This is a genomic window from Mesorhizobium sp. M0239 (assembly GCF_040321815.1).
Lineage (GTDB): Bacteria > Pseudomonadota > Alphaproteobacteria > Rhizobiales > Rhizobiaceae > Mesorhizobium.
In genome coordinates this window covers 68,361-81,261 of record NZ_JAMYSG010000012.1, presented here as the reverse complement: position 1 = coordinate 81,261, position 12,901 = coordinate 68,361, and the positions used below count along the sequence as shown (strand labels likewise).

Genomic DNA, 12,901 nt, shown 5'->3' with positions numbered 1-12,901 from the left:
GCGTTCGAGTCCGATCTATTTGTCGCGCAAAGCCTGCGGCACTGTCCCGGCTTGATAGGAGCGGGCGGTGGCTCTAAGAAGCAGGCCATGTCGATTTGGGATCGCCTCGGCGAATTCATCACCCGCGTTTCATCCTCAGCCTCGTCGGGTGTCGCCGACGTGGTCGAGGCCGTGCGCACGGTTTTCGCCGGCGATGCGGATTTGCGCCGGCGTGTCGCCTTTTCGGTGGCGATGATCGCGCTGTCGGCCAAGATGGCCAAGGCCGATGGCATCGTCACCCAGGACGAGGTGCGCGCGTTCCAGGAAATCTTCGAAGTGCCGCCGAAGGAGACGCGCAATGTGGCGCGTCTGTTCGATCTCGCCCAACGCGACGTGGCCGGTTTCGAGACCTATGCCGAGCGGATGGCGCAGATGTGCGGTTCCGGGCATTCCAATTGCGTGATGCTGGAAGACATACTCGACGGTCTGTTCCACATCGCCAAGGCCGACGGGCTGGTGCACGAGCGCGAAGGCCACTTCCTGCACCGCATCGCCGAGATTTTCCGCATCGACGAAGCGCATTACGAGGCCATCATGGCGCGGCACGTCAATCTCGGCGCCGGGGATCCCTATGTCGTGCTTGGCATCGAGCGCGGCAAGCCGTTCGAAGAGGTCAGGAAACGCTATCGCAAGCTGGTTTCCGACAATCATCCGGACCGGCTGATCGCGCGCGGCCTGCCTCAGGAATTCATCAAGATCGCGACCACCAGGGTGGCGGCGATCAACGCCGCCTACGAGATGATCGAGCGGGGCCTGCGCCACGCATGAGCGGCTTTCTGCCCGACGAGCCACGTGCCGAAGTCAGGGTATCGCCGAATTTCGGCCCGCGGCGCGAGACGCCCAGGCCTGACATGATCGTGCTGCACTACACCGGTATGGCGACCGGCGCCGGGGCCGAGGCTTGGCTTTGCGACCCGGCCAGCGAGGTCTCGTCGCATTATCTCGTCCACGAGAATGGCCATATCGTGCAGATGGTCAGGGAAAGCGACCGCGCCTGGCATGCCGGCAAGAGTTCGTGGTTCGGACGGGCCGACATCAATTCCTGTTCGGTCGGCATCGAGATCGTCAATCCGGGGCATTCGCTGGGTTATCCCGGTTTTCCCCGGCGGCAGATCGATGCGGTGATCGGGCTGTGCCGTGGGATCGCCGGTCGGCATTCGATCGCCGCCGAGCGGGTACTCGCGCATTCCGATATTGCGCCGGGGCGCAAGATCGATCCCGGCGAGAGGTTTCCGTGGCGGACGCTGTTCGAAGCCGGTGTCGGTCATCTCGTGGCGGCCGCACCCGTCAGGCGAGGCGCCACTCTGACAACCGGCGACACCGGCGGCGACGTCGAAGCGTTGCAGTCGATGCTGGCGCTCTACGGTTATGGCGTTGAAATATCCGGCGTTTTCGACCGGCAGACCGAGGCGGTGGTCGAGGCCTTCCAGCGTCATTTCCGGCCGCGCAAGGTGGACGGCGTTGCCGACGGCTCGACGCTGCGGACGCTGCAAAGGCTGCTTGCTTCCGTGAGGCGCTGACCCCCGGGAAGCCTCTTCCAAGCAATTCTTTCCAATCCTTAAGTTACAAGCTGTCACTCAAAGTGACTTGCCTGGCCTTGTTTGACACCAATTCGGGCGTCAAACGGCTGACGTGTAGATGTCGGACCCCAAGCCCCCGGGTTGTTCCGACGTTGGTTAGGCGTTGCTGCGCGAACATCTTCGCGCGGTTCAGACAGAACAGGATCACATGCAGAAATTTACCGTTTTAACGGCAGCTCTTGCTGCCGGCGTAATGACCTTTGCCTTCAGTGCCGCAGATGCCGCGCCCCTCAGCCCGCGAGCCGATCAAGGGCCTGTCGTGGCATCCGCGAAAAGCGGCAAGGCCCCACAGGCCAGAAGCGGCAAGGCAGGCCAGGACGCCAAGGCGACGAAGCGGGCTTCCGCGAAAATGGAAAAAGCAAGCTGGTCCAAGCCGAAGAAGTCCGCCAGAAAGCAGACGAAGCGTGGCCGAAAAACCGTCGACATGACGGCAACGGCGTCGATCGGTGTCCGGAACGCGGCAGCCTCGGCGGCCGCGGTGGCCAGCAGCGGGCAGTATTCCGCAATCGTTGCCCGCTATGCGGCGATCGAAGGCGTTCCGGTATCGCTCGCCTCGGCGGTTATCCAGATCGAAAGCAACTATCGGCCCAACATCGTCGGCGGCGCCGGCGAGATCGGCCTGATGCAGATCAAGCCGGCCACGGCTCGGATGATGGGCTATAGCGGCTCCGCCAAGGGTCTGTTCGATCCCGACACCAACATCAAATACGGGATGAAATACCTTGCCATGGCGCGGAGCCTCGGCGGCGGCACGACCTGCGGCACAATTCTGAAATACAATGCCGGCCACGCCGCAACGCGGATGAACCCGGTGTCGGCAGCCTATTGCGGCAAGGTGAAGGTGCAGATGGCTGCGCTGGGATCGCCCGCATAAGTCTGCTTTTTCGTTTGCGTTTTCGGGCGTGAACCCCTTTATACGCTCTGCCAGCTGGCTGGGCGGCCGCACCCGCAAACGCCGAAAGGTCGTGGGTGAGGAAAGTCCGGGCTCCATGGAAACACGGTGCCGGTTAATGGCCGGCGGGGGCGACCCCAGGGAAAGTGCCACAGAAAGCAAACCGCCACGATCCGGCTTGCCGGATTCGGGGTAAGGGTGAAAGGGTGGGGTAAGAGCCCACCGCGCGACTGGCAACAGGAGCGGCACGGTAAACCCCACCGGGAGCAAGACCGAATAGGGGCGGTGCGGGGGGAAACCCTCGAGGGCTGTTTCCGGCTCACCGTCCGGGTAGGTTGCGTGAGGCACATGGCAACATGCGCCCAAGATGAATGGCCGCCACGTTCTCGCCTCGCAAGGGGCGAGGGCCATACAGAACCCGGCTTACAGGCCAGCTGGCAATTTTTTCTCCCGCGATATCGAAGAGAAGTCTCTTGATATCAACAGGTTGCGCCCTCGGGCGCGCCTGCTGATTCAAGTTTGTTCACCGATCCATCCATGCGAGCGAGGGCCGGCTATTGCTTGAAACTGGTGCGATTAAATCGTACCATGGATCAGCTGATAGCATCGGGAGCCTCTCATGGGACAGGTCGACAAACGCAGCATCACGCTGTCGCCGGAACTGGCGGCGGCGGTGGACGATGTAGTCGCCGCCGGCGAATATGCATCGGCCAGCGAAGTGATCCGCGACGCGCTCAGACAGTGGAAAGACCGGCGCGACCTGCATGGCTACACGGTCGAGGAATTGCGCAAGCTGGTGCAGGAAGGGATCGACAGCGGGCCTGGTCGATTTGCGTCAATGGATGACATCAAGGCTGAAGCGAGGAGACGCCTGCGATCTGACGACGCGGCATGAATCTGCTGCCCATCGTCCGGAATGCGCGCGCAGAAGACGATTTGATCGCGATCTGGCTTCATGTTGCACGCGACAGCGAGGCTGCGGCCGATCGGTTGCTCGATCGCATCGAGGCGCGGTGGCGGCAACTGCCACCTATCCCTTCTTAGGCGCACCGCGCGACGACATCGCGCCAGGCATCCGTCATCTGGTCGTTGGCGACTATCTCACCTTGTACCGGGTCGATGACGATGCGATCGAAATAATCCGCGTGCTGCATGGCAAGCGCAACATCGAGGCCGATGACGTCGGCGCGTAGCCGTTTCGTCAGCCGCCGATCTTGTCCAGTGACGCCTCGATCGCCTTCCAGAGCTCGTCCACCGGCTCGCAGCCGACCGAGAGGCGAACGAAGCCGGCGGCAACGGCATCGCCTCGCTTCAAGCGCCGCTCGGCGGAGGTGTGGACGCCGCCGAAGGATGTCGCGGCCTGCATCAAGGCGCAATTGTTGATGAAATCCTCGGCCTCGTCCTCCGAGGCGAGCTCGAAAGAAATGAGAAAGCCAAAGCGCTCCATCTGGGCGCGGGCAAGGTTGTGCGACGGATCGCCTTCCAGTCCGGGATAACGCAGACCGCTGATTGCCCGATGGCCCTGCAGCCGCCGCGCGATGACTTCCGCCGAGGAACACATGCGATCGAAGCGCACATCCAGTGTCTCCAGGCCGCGGTGCACCAGCCAGGCTTCGAATGGTCCGGGAATGCTGCCGGAAACTTCGCGCCAGCCGGTCACGGCGGCGATGATATCGGCATTGCGGCTGGCCACATGGCCGAACAGCACGTCGGAGTGGCCATTGGGTGCCTTGGTGTCGGCGGCAACGACGATATCGGCGCCATGGTCGAGCGGCCGCTGGCCGAAGGGTGTCATGGTCGTGTTGTCGACGACAAGGATCGCGCCGGCTTTGTGAACAGCATCGGCAACGGCGGCGATATCGCAGATATCCAGCCCCGGATTGGCAGGGGTTTCGACAAACGCCAGCCGATAGCCATCGAAGCCGCCATCGAGGAAGGTCGAGGTCGGCCTGACATCGTAGGTGATGCCGAGCGGCTTGAGGAAGCGATCGGCCAAAGCCCGCGTCGTGTGATAGCCGTCTGAAGGCAGCAGGATACGGTCGCCGGCCTTGAGCATGGCAAAAAACGCCGCCGAGATTGCCGCCATTCCTGAAGGGAAGGCAACGCACGGCGCACTCTCCAGATGAGCCAGCATATGTTCGACCGCGTCCCAGGTCGGGTTGCTGAAGCGGCCATACTGGTTGAAGCCGGTGGCGTCGCCGGGCGCATGAAAAATGGCGGCCATGGTCAGGGGCAGGGGAATGGAATCGCCCATGGCAAGCCCGCTGCGACGCAGATGAGGAAGTGCTGCAGCGCGTGACTTTGCTGTTTCAGACATCGAATTTCCAACCCTGTTTGCGACCGACGAGATGTGGCGAGACGCTATGCCCGGCAGCGGCGCGCGGCAAGGCGCGTCCGGTTGGGCCAAGCGGCTCTAAACGCTTCGTTAGGCTTAATAGACGATAAAGACGAGACGTGTCGTCGAGGCTGTTCTCATTGGTCGCGGCGCGCGTGTTTGTGAAGCCTAATCCCGTTGACGCCCATAGTGCCCCATGATATCCCATCCAGACATCAAAGCCTTCGTTCCGTGTCAGGGTAAAGCGTACGCCAATCGGGCAGCCGCGGCGGCTGCGCGTTTGCCGGTTTTTGCCCGTGCGGACGAGACTGATACGGGCCAGGGAAGGCGCCGCGGCGGCGCCGGCGACAAGATGGAGAGGGGTGCGGCGGCGCAAGCGGCCGTAGCGTGTAATGGACCGGTTTCTGTCAAACTCGGTGAGCAGGATCGATGCGAAGGGGCGGGTGTCCGTTCCCGCGCATTTCCGTGCCGTCGTGCAGAAACGCGGCTATTCGGAACTCTATGCGCTACGCTGCCTGGATCTGCCGGCGATGGATGTCGGCGGGCTCGATCTGCTCGACCGCTACGAGCAGCGCATAGCGCTCGAGGATCCCTTCCTGCAGACGGCGGACGATATGTCGTTCTTCTGCCATGGCGAAGGAGCCTTCTTGAAACTCGACCAGGATGGCCGCATCACGATGAGCGATTTCCTTCGCGAACACACGGGCATTTCGGCCGAGGTGGCCTTTGTCGGGCGCGGCAATTTCTTTCAGATCTGGGAGCCGGGACGGCTTGCCGCCTATGGGGCGCAGGCGCGGGCACGGCTTTTGCAGCTTCGGCAGGGGACGAAGCCTGGGGAGCGACCGGAATGACGGCAGGCCACGGCGATGACCTTCCTCGCGCCGTAGGTGGGCACGCCGTTGGCGGATCGGCCCGCCACATTCCGGTCCTGCTTGCCGAAGTGCTTGAAGCACTGGCGCCGGCGCAGGGCGACATCATCATCGACGGCACGTTCGGCGCCGGCGGCTACACCAGGGCCATTCTGGCGACGGGCGCCTCGGTTGTGGCGATCGATCGCGATCCGGATGCAATCGATGCCGGGCGCGATCTGGAAGCGCAGTCCGGCGGCCGGCTGCGGCTGGTGCAGGCGCCGTTCTCGACGCTGGACGAACATGTCGAGATCGCCGAGGGCGTCGTGCTCGACATCGGCGTGTCCTCGATGCAGCTCGACCAGGCCGAGCGCGGGTTTTCGTTCCGCGCCGACGGGCCACTCGACATGCGCATGGCGCAATCGGGCCTCAGCGCCGCCGATGTCGTCAATTCCTTCAAGCCGGGCGACCTTGCCCGTATCTTCGGCTTTCTCGGCGAGGAGCGCCATGCCGGACGCATCGCCCGCATGATCGAGGCGCGCCGCGAAAAGCGCCCGTTCGAACGGACGCTGGAACTGGCCGACGCCATCGAGACGCATATCGGCCGGGCGCCGAAGGACAAGATCCATCCGGCGACGCGCGTCTTCCAGGCGCTGCGCATCTTCGTCAATGACGAGCTTGGCGAACTGGCCAAGGCGCTGTTCGCGGCCGAACGCGCGCTGAAGCCGGGCGGTCGGCTCGCCGTGGTGACGTTCCATTCGCTGGAAGACCGCATCGTCAAGCGCTTCATCGCCGACCGGGCCGATGTTGCGACCGGCTCACGTCACCTGCCCGAGGCTCATGCGCGCACCGCGACGTTCCGCAAGGCGGGCGGCGGCGTGACTGCCGGCGACGCCGAGGTGGCGGCCAATCCGCGCGCCCGTTCGGCCAGGCTGCGCGCGGCGATCCGCACCGAGGCGCCGGCGCGCGGCAGTGATTTTTCGATTTTCGGCCTTCCAAAGCTTCCCGGTATCGACCGGCCGGGGGAGAGGTAACACGTGTTTCGTACCAGCGACATTGTCCTGATCGCCGTCATGGTTGCGGTCGCGGCCCTTACCTACAAGGCCAAGCGCGAGGCCGAGGAACAATTGGCTTCGGTGCAGAAGATCCATGCGCAGATACGCTATGAGGAGGACACGATCGACCTGCTCAAGGCCGACTGGAGCCTGCTTACCCAGCCCTCGCGGCTGCAGAAGCTGGCTGAACTCTACAAGTCGCAGCTCGAACTCGAGCCGGTCAGCGCTCGTCAGATCGGCGGCATCGGCGACCTGCCGGCCAAATCCCTTGACATCCAGGACATCCTGTCGGGACGCCAGGGCGGCATGGCCGACAATTCCGACCAAGCGCCTTCGGACAGTAAGGATCCCGTCGTGACCGGAGGCATCGCCCAATGATCGGCAAACTGCTGAAGCGTCGCGCCAGGACGAGTGAGGATGGATCGATCGTGGTCGAGGGCGCCCGCAAGGCGACCGGCGGCAAGGGCAGGACGCGCATCGTCATGACGATGGCGGTGTTCTTCGGCATCTTCTCGACCATATCAGGGCGGCTGGTCTATCTCGGCTTCCAGACCCCCGATATGTCGGGCGGTCCGCAGAGCCGGGTGACGGCATCGCGGCCCGACATCGTCGACCGCAACGGCGAAGTGCTGGCCACCGATATCAAGACGGCGTCGCTGTTTGCAGAACCGCGCCGCATTGTCGACGCCGACGAGGCGATCGAGAAGCTGTCGACGGTGCTTCCGGACATCGACTATGAGCGGACCTACCATAAGCTGAAGAGCGGCGCCGGTTTCGTCTGGCTGCAGCGGCAGCTGACGCCGAAGCAACAGTCCGACATCATGCAGCTCGGCATTCCCGGTTTCGGCTTCCGCACCGAAAAGCGCCGCTTCTATCCGAGCGGCGAGACCTCGTCCTACATTGTCGGCCTCACCAACATCGACAACCAGGGCATCTCCGGAATGGAGAAATATGTGGACGAGCAAGGCTTGAGCGACTTGCAGGCATCGGGCCTTGCCATTGCCAAGGATCTCAAGCCGGTAAAGCTTTCGATCGATCTGCGCGTGCAGCATGTGGTGCGCGACGAGATCGCCGCCGGCCTTGAGCGCTATCGTGCCATGGGGGCCGGCGCCGTCGTGCTCAACGTCAAGACCGGCGAAGTGGTGGCCATGGCTTCCGTGCCGGATTTTGATCCGAACAATCCCTACAATGCACAGGACAAGGACCGGCTGAATCGCATGTCGGCGGGCCTCTACGAGATGGGCTCGACCTTCAAGAGCTTCACATCCGCCATGGCGCTCGATTCCGGCAAGGCGACGATGGCGAGCCGCTTCGATGCTTCGCATCCAATCCGGGTCGGCCATCAGGCCATTCACGATTTCCACGGCAAGAACCGTGTGCTGTCGTTGCCGGAGGTGTTCCTCTATTCGTCCAATATCGGGTCGGCCAGGGAAGCCGAGATGGTCGGCATCGAGGGGCATCGCGAATTCCTGCACCGCCTTGGCATTCTGGACAGGATGCAGACCGAATTGCCGGAGACTGCCCGTCCGACTGAACCGAAGGTCTGGAAACAGGTCAATTCATTCACCATCGCCTTCGGCCATGGCGTGTCGACGACGCCGCTGCAAGCGGCTGTGGGCTGCGCGGCGTTGATGAATGGCGGCTTCCTGATGAACCCCACCTTTTTGGTGCGGACGCAGGCGGAAGCGATGGCCACCGCCAAGAGAGTGGTGAGCGAAAAGACCGTCGAAGGCATGCGCTACCTCTATTCGCTCAATGCCGAAAAGGGCTCTGCCAGAAACGCCAGAGTCCCCGGCTACCGCGTTGGTGGCAAGACCGGAACGGCCGAGAAGGTCGTCAATGGCCGTTACTCCAAGGACTTGAATTTCAACACTTTCGTCGCCGCCTTCCCGATGGACGATCCGCAGTATCTGGTGTTTACCATTGCCGATGCCCCGCACCCGGAAAAGCCTGGTATGACGGATGTTGCGGCCGCAAATGCGGGGGTCATGGCCGGCAATATCATCAGGCGTTCAGCTGCCATGCTTGGCGTGAAGCCAGATTTCAGCCATGAAAATGGTGCAACGCTGGTTTCCTATCAGTGATTCTTAGGGCGCGCCGGCAACAGCGCGCTATTTTGTTGCGGTGAACGGGACTCGATGAAGCTCAGAGATCTAGCCGGTATCCTGCCCGTCGAGGGAATAGCTTCCGTCGATCTGGAGGTTACAGGGATTTCTTCGGATTCCCGCCAGGTAAAACCGGGCGTTGTCTTTTTTGCGCTCGCCGGAACCAAGGCCGATGGTGCCGTTTATGCCGCAGATGCCGCTGCGCGCGGTGCGGCCGCGATCGTGGCGGGCAAGGGCAGCACCATTGCAGGGCTGTCGGTTCCGGTATTGGCGGTCGACGATCCCCGCCTGGCGCTGGCGCTGAGTGCCGCCCGTTATTCCGGCAAGCAGCCTGAGATCATGGTCGCGGTGACCGGCACCAGCGGCAAAACGTCGGTCGCCGCCTTCACCAGGCAGATCTGGGAGCAGGCCGGTTATGCCGCCGCTTCGATCGGCACCACCGGCGTGGTGGCGCCTGGGCGCAACGATTATGGCTCGCTGACGACACCCGATCCGGTCGCCCTGCATCAATTGCTGCGGGAATTGGCGGGTGCCGGCGTCACCCACGCCTCGATGGAAGCCTCCAGCCATGGACTCGACCAGCGCCGCCTCGACGGCGTGAAGCTGGCCGCCGGCGGCTTCACCAATCTCGGCCGTGACCATATGGACTATCATCCGACCATCGAGGACTATCACCGCGCCAAACTGCGTCTGTTCGACACGCTGCTGCCGAAGGGCGCACCAGCCGTGATCTTCGCCGACGATCCATGGTCGGCGCCGACGATCGGGGCCGCACAGGGCGCCGGGCTCAATGTGCTGACGGTCGGCCGCCATGGCGATTTCCTCAGGCTGAAGCGGGTCGAGCACGAGCGCCACCGCCAACGCGCCGAAGTCGAGGCCGATGGCGTGCTCTACGAGATCGACCTGCCGTTGGCCGGTGATTTCCAGATTTCGAACGCGCTGGTTTCGGCGGGTCTTGCCATCTCCACGGGAACACCTGTCGCCAAGGCCTTGATGGCGTTGGAGAAACTGAAGGGCGCGCCGGGCCGGCTCGACCTCGTCGGCACCACCGCCAGCGGCGCGCCGGTCTATGTCGATTATGCCCACAAGCCGGACGCGCTGGAAAACGTTCTGGCCTCGGTCCGGCCGTTCACCACCGGCCGCGTCATCGTCGTGTTCGGCTGCGGCGGCGACCGCGACCGCGGCAAGCGACCGATCATGGGCGAGATTGCGACGCGACTTGCAGATGTCGTCATCGTCACCGACGACAATCCGCGCTCCGAAGTGCCGGAAACGATCCGCGCCGCTATTTTGGCCGCCGCTCCCGGTGCCATCGAGATCGGCGACCGGCGCCAGGCGATTCATGAGGCGGTCGCCATGCTGCATGCCGGCGACACGCTGATCGTGGCCGGCAAGGGGCACGAGGAGGGCCAGACGATCGGCTCCGAGACCTTGCATTTTTCCGATCACGAGGAGGTTCGCGCGGCACTCGTGGAGCGTGCCGCATGAGCTTGCTGTGGACCTCCGAGGCGCTGGTTGCCGCCATGGACGGGCGGCCGCTCGGGCCGATGCCGGAAGGCATTTCAGGCATTTCGATCGACAGCCGCAGCCTGCAGCCGGGCGACGCCTTCTTCGCTATCAAGGGCGAGGCGATGGACGGCCATGACTTCGCAACCGCCGCCATCAAGGCTGGCGCCGGCGTGCTGGTGGTGGCCGAAGGCAAGCTGCCGTCGCTCGGCCGGCTGACGGCGCCGATCATCGTCGTCGAGGACGTGCTGGTCGCGCTGGAAAAGCTTGGAGTTGCGTCGCGCGCCCGCTCGAGCGCGAAAATCATCGCTGTGACCGGTTCGGCCGGCAAGACCACCACCAAGGAAGCGCTGCGCCATGTGCTGCAAGCCGCCGGCAAGGTGCATGCCTCGGCGCAGTCCTTCAACAATCACTGGGGCGTGCCGCTGACTTTGGCACGCATGCCCGATGATTGCGACTATGCCGTGTTCGAGATCGGCATGAACCATCCCGACGAGATCCGTCCGCTGGTCAAGATGGTGAGGCCGCATGTCGCCATCGTCACCATGATCGCGGCCGCCCACCTAGGTTTCTTCCGCAATCTGGACGAGATCGCCAAGGCCAAGGCCGAGATTTTCGAGGGGCTGGAGCCCGAGGGGGCCGCCGTCCTCAACCGCGACGATACGCGCTTCAAGCTGCTCGACAAGATGGCCCATGCAGCCGGTGTCGAGCACGTCTACGGCTTCGGCGAGAATGCGCGCTCTACCTTCAAGCTCACCAAATGCGAACTGCATGCGGATCATTCCGATATCATCGCCAGGATCGGCGGCCACGAAGTGACGGCGCGGATCGGCGCGCCCGGCCGCCATATGGTGCAGAACGTGCTGGCGGTGCTGGGGGCGGCACATCTGGTCGGGGCCGATCTCGACAAGGTGACACTCGCACTGGCCGATCTTTCGGCCGAGCGCGGGCGCGGCAAGCGCCATGTGCTGCGCCATCCCGGTGGCTCGACTTCGAGCCACCCAGGTGGACCGATCACGCTGATCGACGAAAGCTACAACGCCAATCCGGCATCGATGGCTGCTGCCATGGCATTGCTCAACGCGACGCCTGTGACGGGCGAGGGCCGCCGCATCGCCGTGCTCGGCGACATGCTCGAACTCGGCGACCATTCGGCCAAGCTGCATGCAGCCCTTGCCGAACTCATCGTCGGCACCGGGACACAGACCGTCTTCCTCGGCGGCCCGGAAATGCGGGCGCTGGCCGAAGCGCTGCCGGCTGAGATCAAGACGGAATACCGCGCTGGTGTCGAGGAGCTGAAGCCGGTGCTGCTTGCCGCGCTTAAGCCGGGTGACGTGGTGATGATCAAATCGTCGAAGGGCATCGGTTTTGCAAAACTGGTCGATGCGCTGCTGGGCAAATTCCCGGCTGAATCGACAGCTAGAAAACAGACCTAGGTCGGGGGACGAAAACGCATGTTTACACTGCTCGTCGATTTTGCGGACAAGGTCTCGGTCTTCAATGTCTTCCGCTACATCACCTTCCGCACCGGCGGGGCGCTGATCACGTCGGCGCTGATCGTCTTCATCTTCGGACCGACCATCATCAATTCGCTGCGGCTGCGGCAAGGCAAGGGTCAGCCGATCCGCGCCGATGGGCCGCAGACACATTTCAAGAAGGCCGGCACGCCGACCATGGGCGGCCTGATGATCCTGTCGGGCATCATCGGCTCGTCGCTTTTGTGGGCGAACCTGTCGAGCATCTATGTCTGGGTGGTGCTGCTGGTGACGCTGGGCTTCGGGTCGATCGGCTTCTACGACGACTATCTCAAGGTAACCAAGCAGTCGCATCTCGGCTTTTCCGGCAAGGCACGCCTTGCGCTTGAATTTGTCATTGCCGGCATCGCCGCCTGGGTGATCATGCACAATGGCCAGGCGCCGTTCTCTTCGTCGCTGACATTTCCCTTCGCCAAGGAATTCATCGTCAATCTCGGCTGGTTCTTCATTCCGTTCTCCTGCTTCGTCATCGTCGGCGCCGGCAATGCTGTGAACCTCACCGACGGTCTGGACGGACTGGCGATCGTGCCGATCATGATCGCGGCGGCTTCCTTCGGTGTCATCGCCTATCTCTCCGGCAACGCCGTGTTCGCCGAATATCTGCAGATCCATTTCGTGCCCGGCACCGGTGAACTGGCGGTCGTGCTCGGCGCGGTCATCGGCGCTGGTCTGGGCTTCCTCTGGTTCAATGCGCCGCCTGCGGCGATCTTCATGGGCGACACCGGCTCGCTGGCCATGGGCGGCCTGATCGGCACCGTTGCGGTCGCCACCAAGCACGAGATCGTTCTGGTCATCGTCGGCGGATTGTTCGTCGTGGAAATCCTGTCGGTCATCATCCAGGTCGGCTACTTCAAGATGACCGGCAAGCGGGTGTTCCTGATGGCGCCGATCCACCATCATTTCGAAAAGCTCGGCTGGACCGAAAGCCAGGTGGTGATCCGCTTCTGGATCATCGCCGTCATCCTGGCGCTGGTCGGCCTGTCGACCCTCAAGCTGAGATAGGAAG

General features: G+C 63.3%; 13 protein-coding genes and 1 other RNA gene. 13 read left to right on the top strand and 1 reads right to left on the bottom strand.

The window, feature by feature from the left end:
- The first annotated feature begins 87 nt into the window (after positions 1-87).
- The 6 genes from NKI99_RS14655 to NKI99_RS14630 all read left to right on the top strand — a co-directional run bounded on the left by NKI99_RS14655 (position 88) and on the right by NKI99_RS14630 (position 3,704).
- Positions 88-807 carry a J domain-containing protein gene (locus tag NKI99_RS14655; protein WP_023813154.1) on the top strand — a complete coding sequence of 240 codons (720 nt, stop codon included), beginning with the start codon at positions 88-90 and terminating at the stop codon, positions 805-807.
- Positions 804-1,559 (top strand): N-acetylmuramoyl-L-alanine amidase, encoded by a 756-nt coding sequence (locus tag NKI99_RS14650; RefSeq protein ID WP_128303484.1) that lies wholly within the window; start codon positions 804-806, stop codon positions 1,557-1,559. Before NKI99_RS14655 ends, NKI99_RS14650 begins: the two co-directional genes overlap by 4 nt.
- Before the next feature lie 208 nt (positions 1,560-1,767).
- Positions 1,768-2,493, top strand: coding sequence for a lytic transglycosylase domain-containing protein (locus NKI99_RS14645; RefSeq protein ID WP_127296019.1), 726 nt, complete (start codon positions 1,768-1,770; stop codon positions 2,491-2,493).
- A gap of 50 nt (positions 2,494-2,543) precedes the next feature.
- Positions 2,544-2,953, top strand: an RNA gene (gene rnpB / locus NKI99_RS14640) — RNase P RNA component class A.
- Positions 2,954-3,130: 177 nt separating this feature from the next.
- Entirely contained in the window at positions 3,131-3,406 is a 276-nt protein-coding gene (locus NKI99_RS14635; RefSeq protein ID WP_023813151.1) for a type II toxin-antitoxin system ParD family antitoxin, read from the top strand.
- A gap of 118 nt (positions 3,407-3,524) precedes the next feature.
- Complete coding sequence (locus tag NKI99_RS14630) at positions 3,525-3,704, top strand: type II toxin-antitoxin system RelE/ParE family toxin (RefSeq protein WP_352442232.1); 180 nt, start codon at positions 3,525-3,527, stop codon at positions 3,702-3,704.
- An 8-nt stretch (positions 3,705-3,712) separates the two neighbouring features.
- Here NKI99_RS14630 and NKI99_RS14625 read toward each other — a convergent pair whose 3' ends face one another.
- Positions 3,713-4,828 carry a cystathionine gamma-lyase gene (locus NKI99_RS14625; RefSeq protein ID WP_352611278.1) on the bottom strand — a complete coding sequence of 372 codons (1,116 nt, stop codon included), beginning with the start codon at positions 4,826-4,828 and terminating at the stop codon, positions 3,713-3,715.
- Positions 4,829-5,238: 410 nt separating this feature from the next.
- Here NKI99_RS14625 and mraZ point away from each other — a divergent pair, with 410 nt between their 5' ends.
- Genes mraZ through mraY form a run of 7 tightly spaced genes read left to right on the top strand, consistent with a single transcriptional unit; the run spans position 5,239 to position 12,897 of the window.
- Positions 5,239-5,697 (top strand): division/cell wall cluster transcriptional repressor MraZ, encoded by a 459-nt coding sequence (gene mraZ, locus NKI99_RS14620; protein ID WP_352611276.1) that lies wholly within the window; start codon positions 5,239-5,241, stop codon positions 5,695-5,697.
- On the top strand, positions 5,694-6,728 hold the full coding sequence (rsmH, locus tag NKI99_RS14615; protein ID WP_352611274.1) for a 16S rRNA (cytosine(1402)-N(4))-methyltransferase RsmH: 1,035 nt from the start codon (positions 5,694-5,696) through the stop codon (positions 6,726-6,728). The genes mraZ and rsmH overlap by 4 nt, the downstream gene beginning before the upstream one ends.
- 3 nt (positions 6,729-6,731) lie before the next feature.
- Entirely contained in the window at positions 6,732-7,127 is a 396-nt protein-coding gene (gene ftsL / locus NKI99_RS14610; RefSeq protein ID WP_023813147.1) for a cell division protein FtsL, read from the top strand.
- Positions 7,124-8,833 carry a peptidoglycan D,D-transpeptidase FtsI family protein gene (locus NKI99_RS14605; protein ID WP_352611272.1) on the top strand — a complete coding sequence of 570 codons (1,710 nt, stop codon included), beginning with the start codon at positions 7,124-7,126 and terminating at the stop codon, positions 8,831-8,833. The genes ftsL and NKI99_RS14605 overlap by 4 nt, the downstream gene beginning before the upstream one ends.
- A 54-nt stretch (positions 8,834-8,887) precedes the next feature.
- The gene (locus tag NKI99_RS14600) at positions 8,888-10,342 is read left to right on the top strand and encodes a UDP-N-acetylmuramoyl-L-alanyl-D-glutamate--2,6-diaminopimelate ligase (protein WP_352611271.1); all 1,455 of its coding nucleotides are present in this window, start codon (positions 8,888-8,890) and stop codon (positions 10,340-10,342) included.
- Positions 10,339-11,796, top strand: coding sequence for a UDP-N-acetylmuramoylalanyl-D-glutamyl-2,6-diaminopimelate--D-alanyl-D-alanine ligase (locus NKI99_RS14595; RefSeq protein WP_352442236.1), 1,458 nt, complete (start codon positions 10,339-10,341; stop codon positions 11,794-11,796). The genes NKI99_RS14600 and NKI99_RS14595 overlap by 4 nt, the downstream gene beginning before the upstream one ends.
- Before the next feature lie 18 nt (positions 11,797-11,814).
- Positions 11,815-12,897: a phospho-N-acetylmuramoyl-pentapeptide-transferase gene (mraY, locus tag NKI99_RS14590; protein WP_013530954.1), complete on the top strand. Its 1,083-nt coding sequence runs from the start codon at positions 11,815-11,817 to the stop codon at positions 12,895-12,897.
- Positions 12,898-12,901 lie beyond the last annotated feature (4 nt).

Excerpts from the sequence above, each read along its gene's own strand:
- NKI99_RS14595 (WP_352442236.1), top strand. The coding sequence starts at position 10,339 with ATGAGCTTGCTGTGGACCTCCGAGGCGCTGGTTGCCGCCATGGACGGG.
- rsmH (WP_352611274.1), top strand. The coding sequence starts at position 5,694 with ATGACGGCAGGCCACGGCGATGACCTTCCTCGCGCCGTAGGTGGGCAC.
- mraY (WP_013530954.1), top strand. The coding sequence starts at position 11,815 with ATGTTTACACTGCTCGTCGATTTTGCGGACAAGGTCTCGGTCTTCAAT.
- NKI99_RS14645 (WP_127296019.1), top strand. The coding sequence starts at position 1,768 with ATGCAGAAATTTACCGTTTTAACGGCAGCTCTTGCTGCCGGCGTAATG.
- NKI99_RS14650 (WP_128303484.1), top strand. The coding sequence starts at position 804 with ATGAGCGGCTTTCTGCCCGACGAGCCACGTGCCGAAGTCAGGGTATCG.
- NKI99_RS14655 (WP_023813154.1), top strand. The coding sequence starts at position 88 with ATGTCGATTTGGGATCGCCTCGGCGAATTCATCACCCGCGTTTCATCC.
- NKI99_RS14625 (WP_352611278.1), bottom strand. The coding sequence starts at position 4,828 with ATGTCTGAAACAGCAAAGTCACGCGCTGCAGCACTTCCTCATCTGCGT.
- NKI99_RS14635 (WP_023813151.1), top strand. The coding sequence starts at position 3,131 with ATGGGACAGGTCGACAAACGCAGCATCACGCTGTCGCCGGAACTGGCG.
- mraZ (WP_352611276.1), top strand. The coding sequence starts at position 5,239 with ATGGACCGGTTTCTGTCAAACTCGGTGAGCAGGATCGATGCGAAGGGG.
- NKI99_RS14605 (WP_352611272.1), top strand. The coding sequence starts at position 7,124 with ATGATCGGCAAACTGCTGAAGCGTCGCGCCAGGACGAGTGAGGATGGA.
- NKI99_RS14600 (WP_352611271.1), top strand. The coding sequence starts at position 8,888 with ATGAAGCTCAGAGATCTAGCCGGTATCCTGCCCGTCGAGGGAATAGCT.